The sequence below is a fragment of the Acinetobacter sp. SM1B genome (assembly GCF_003289665.1).
GTDB classification, from domain to species: domain Bacteria; phylum Pseudomonadota; class Gammaproteobacteria; order Pseudomonadales; family Moraxellaceae; genus Acinetobacter; species Acinetobacter schindleri.
Window position 1 is genome coordinate 531,420 of record NZ_QMBM01000001.1, and the last position, 4,696, is coordinate 536,115.

At 41.7% G+C, this 4,696-nt stretch carries 3 protein-coding genes; 2 read left to right on the forward strand and 1 reads right to left on the reverse strand.

Annotated features, from left to right (window positions below; all coding sequences use genetic code 11):
- The first annotated feature begins 118 nt into the window (after positions 1 to 118).
- Together C8322_RS02595 and C8322_RS02600 are read left to right on the forward strand one after the other, a co-directional pair.
- A complete protein-coding gene (locus C8322_RS02595; protein ID WP_034592779.1) occupies positions 119 to 1,474 on the forward strand; it encodes an amino acid permease in 1,356 nt (451 codons plus the stop codon).
- A gap of 429 nt (positions 1,475 to 1,903) precedes the next feature.
- Positions 1,904 to 3,586, forward strand: a complete 1,683-nt coding sequence (locus tag C8322_RS02600) for a hypothetical protein (RefSeq protein ID WP_034592777.1) — start codon at positions 1,904 to 1,906, stop codon at positions 3,584 to 3,586.
- A 138-nt stretch (positions 3,587 to 3,724) separates the two neighbouring features.
- Here the strand turns inward: C8322_RS02600 and C8322_RS14510 are convergent.
- Positions 3,725 to 4,696, reverse strand: a 972-nt coding sequence (locus tag C8322_RS14510; protein ID WP_111810743.1) for a stress-induced protein, incomplete at its 5' end; no start/stop codon positions are given.

Consider the following 4,696-nt stretch of genomic DNA (forward strand, 5'->3'; position numbering starts at 1 on the left):
AATATTAACCAAAAAGAAGATCGTTTTTTGATTTATGAAAGAGATCTAATTTATGAGTTAGCTGATTGGCACTAGACTCGGTACAATCCTATTTTTTTATTCATTATGAGAATATGTTTTGGAGAGTGAAACACCGCAGCTTCAACGCCGTTTGAAGAATCGTCATATCCAGCTGATTGCCATGGGCGGTGCGATTGGTACCGGTCTATTTCTAGGTTCAGCTCATATTATTCAGTCTGCTGGTCCATCTATTATTTTGGGTTATCTGATGGGCGGTTTGATTGCTTTCCTGATTATGCGCCAACTCGGTGAAATGATTGTACATGAACCTGTAACCGGTTCATTTAGCTATTTCGCCTTTAAATATTGGGGGAAGTTTCCAGGATTTTTAACAGGCTGGAATTACTGGATTCTGTATATTCTGGTAGCGATGACTGAGCTGACTGCGGTTGGTAAATATATCAATTACTGGTGGCCAGAAATTCCGGTATGGGTTTCGGTTTTATTTTTCTTTATTCTGGTCACTGGCATGAATTTGACCAATGTAAAGATTTATGGCGAATCTGAATTCTGGTTATCAATGATAAAAGTCCTTGCGATTGTCGCGATGATTTTATTTGGGATTTATTTGCTGGTCACTGCTGATGTTGATTCTACTGCTTCAATAACGAACTTATGGGCACATGGCGGTTTCTTCCCGAATGGTTTTGAAGGCCTATTTTATATGCTGGCCTTTATGATGTTTGCATTTGGCGGGATTGAGCTGATCAGTATGGCTGCTGCGGAAACCGAAAATCCGGATCAGAATATTCCAAAAGCTGTAAATCAAACTGTAATTCGTGTATTTCTATTTTATATCTGTTCACTTGCAATTCTATTATCACTTGTGCCGTGGAATCAGCTGAATTTAGGTGATTTAGAGCATAGCCCGTTTGTGATGATTTTTAATCTGATGGGTATTGATTGGGCCGCCCACTTATTAAATTTTATTATTTTGACAGCCTCGCTATCGGTGTGTAATAGCGGGATGTATGCCAATAGCAGAATGCTATTAGGTTTGGCAGAGCAGGGTAATGCTCCAAAAGCCTTTAAGAAGGTGAATGCACGAGGAATTCCAGTGCCAGCGGTGCTATTCTCAGCATTACTGATTTTTGGCTGTGTTTTATTAAACTATTTTGTACCTGAAAAAGCACTAAGCTATCTAATTTACATTGTGGTGGCAGCAGCAGTACTGAACTGGATCATGATTACACTGATTCATCTTAAATTTAAGCAAGCCATTCGCCTCCAAACTGTACAAACTAAATTCCCTGCATTGTTTTCACCCCTGAGTAACTATCTGGTTTCAGTCTTTATGCTGACAGTGCTCTATATCATGTGGGATCAAGGTTTCATGTTGTCAGTGCTGATGCTGCCAGTGTGGATTGTAATATTATTTATTTTTTTCAAAATATTACAAGCCAAGAAAACTTAAATTTTTTATCCTTTTAAAAATGGGTTCATTAGAGCCCATTTTTATGTGCCTTTTTTCATGCTTTAGTAGAAAATAATAATGTGATTTATATTTGCTTGATTAAATGAAATTGGAATAAATTGATTTGTCTATATTCTATTTAAAACAAGGTGATAAAGTTTTTATTAAGAATAAATGTAGTAAATAATTAGAATTATTTTCATAAAAAATAAGTATTAAAAGATAATTTAATTGAGGGGTTGATTGAATCAAAAAAAATAGAATTTTATATTAATAAATACTTTTTGAATAATTGGGTTTGAAATAATTTATATTTTTATTTTCTATGGATTTGTTATATATTTTTTAGGCTTCTTAATAATAAAAATAAATACCTATTAAAAGGCGAATTATAAGAATTAATTTATTATTTTAATAAGGATTTTACTCATGAAACTCAATATTATAGCAACAATGCTGCTTGCCTCTACGGGAATGATAATGACTGGCTGTGGTTCAGATTCAGGCAGTTCTGGTAGCTCTACACCACCATCTCAAACGACCCCGGAAGAAACCGTAACGCCAGCAAATGGAGTAGAACGATTAATCATTACCGATGCAAGTCATCTGGCGCTTGCAGATGCTGACATTCGAATTTTATCAGCTGCACAATGGAGTAATAACGTCACCAGTATTTCTGATAATAATACGGTTGATCACAGTCTCTTTGTCCAGTATGACCGTCTTCCGGTGATTAATGATTTCTCCTCGGCACGAGAATATACAACAGACCATTTGGGTGTTTCTGGTTCAGTTCATTTAGCACCAGGTATTTACTATATTTTGGTCAGAAAGCATTCTGAAACTGCAATCGTGCCATTCATTATTCATCCGACAAATACCAATAAGGAATTGTCGATCAACGTGCCTTTAACTTGTAATAATGCTGAATGTGAAACGATTCATCCGGTAAATGAAGCAATTATTGGGACACTATCAGGGCAAGTTCTGGTGCAAGGTCAGCCTTTGGCAAATACACAGGTTTCATTATCAGGTGGTGCGGCTACCAATGGCGCATTCGTTACAGCATTAACTGATGCGAAAGGATATTTCAGTCTAGCTTTTAATGTATCTGATGAGCTTGGCGATACCTTAAAAAATGCAACGCTTATGATCAGTGCACCCGGGTATATAAGTTTAACAAAGCAGGTTGCAGTGACGTCCTCTATTTCAGGGGGTAGTCAATTTACCTTGATACAAAATACTGAAGCTACGACCAGTATTTGGCAGGAAACTTTTGAAGAAGACTCTGCTACCCGAGATGAATGGGAAAAGGCCTCTACAGTTGAAGAAACAAAATGGTCTTTACTGCAAAAAAATCACAAGATTATTAATAAAGATGTGAATCGTTTAGTGACCTTGGCACCAGATGATAGCAGTAATGGCAAACTGCCAGATCCTGCTCAAGGCAATTATGCATATTGGTATGGCAATGGTGTTGCAGGTAGTTTCTTAAATAAAGAAGCCAGTCTTTTAACCGAGGAAGGGCAGCCAGTAGAAACAAGACTGAATGGTGGAACGTCAGCAAAGGCGTATTATGGAACACTGACTTCACCAGTAATTGACCTGAGCACTACACAAAAACCAATCAGCTTAAGTTTTAAAACCTGGTGGGAAATTGAATCAGTAAATCCAAGTAGCAGAGGGTATGATGCCATGGATGTGGAAGTTTCAGTCAATGGAGGGGAATTTAAAAAACTGGCGCGATTAAATCCGCTGTCTGATCCGCAAACAGATTATAACCGCTGGTCAATTCCATTCTCAAACTTTGGCTTTAACCTTGCACCTCAATTTGCCCAGCAAGAAGCTATTTCTTTAGATGAATATGCGGGCCAATCCAATATTAAAATCCGGTTTAAATTCGATACTGTCGATCAGTACTATAATGCATATCGTGGCTGGATTATTGATGACATTGTGATTCAAAACCAGCCTGGTACTTTCCCGCTTTATAGCAACAATGAGGAAGTAGATGACGAGGTTTCGATGTTTGTCGCAAAAGCAGCGAAAGCTTTAATGCAATCGGCATCGAGTCCCCGATGGATAGAAAATCCGCCAGAGCGTACTCAATAAAATAGCATGTAAATAAATCATATAAAAAAGCGAGCAGACTAATCTGCTCGCTTTAAACCTATAAGAAATTCAAAATGTTTTTCTTTTTAGAAAAATATAAACCTTTCATCTATATCTTTCCGGTTGCTCCCAAATAATTTACCTGGAAGTGAAGCGACCTCGGTCATCGCGTGGCGGGGTATTTCTTCCGCCTCGACCTCCCGAACGACCGCGATCGTCATCATCATCGTCATCACGGCTGCGACCACGGCCTCGACCACTTGAGCGGCCACGATCGTCATCATCATCGTCATCACGGTTACGACCACGGCCTCGACCATTTGAGCGGCCACGATCGTCATCATCATCGTCATCACGGTTACGACCACGTCCTCGACTGCTGGAACGACCGCGATCGTCATCATCGTCGTCATCACGGTTACGGCCACGTCCACGACCACTTGAGCGACCGCGATTGTCATCATCATCGTCGTCATCACGGTTACGGCCACGGCCTCGACCATTTGAGCGGCCACGATCGTCATCATCATCGTCATCACGGCTGCGACTGCGTCCACGACCACTTGAACGGCCGCGATCATCATCATTATCGTCATCACGGCTACGGCCACGACCTCGACTGCTGGAACGACCGCGATCGTCATCATCATCATCGTCATCACGGTTACGACCACGGCCTCGACCATTTGAGCGGCCACGATCGTCATCATCATCGTCATCACGGCTGCGACCACGTCCACGATTACTTGAACGGCCACGATCGTCATCATCATCGTCGTCATCACGGCTGCGGCCACGACCTCGACTGCTGGAACGACCGCGATCATCATCATCGTCATCACGGTTACGACCACGGCCTCGACCATTTGAGCGGCCACGATCGTCATCATCATCGTCATCACGGCTGCGACCACGTCCACGACCACTTGAGCGGCCACGATCGTCATCATCATCGTCGTCATCACGGCTGCGTCCACGACCTCGACTGCTGGAACGACCGCGATCGTCATCATCATCGTCATCACGGCTACGGCCACGTCCACGACCACTTGAGCGACCGCGATCGTCATCATCGTCATCATCACGGCTACGGCCACGTCCACGACCACT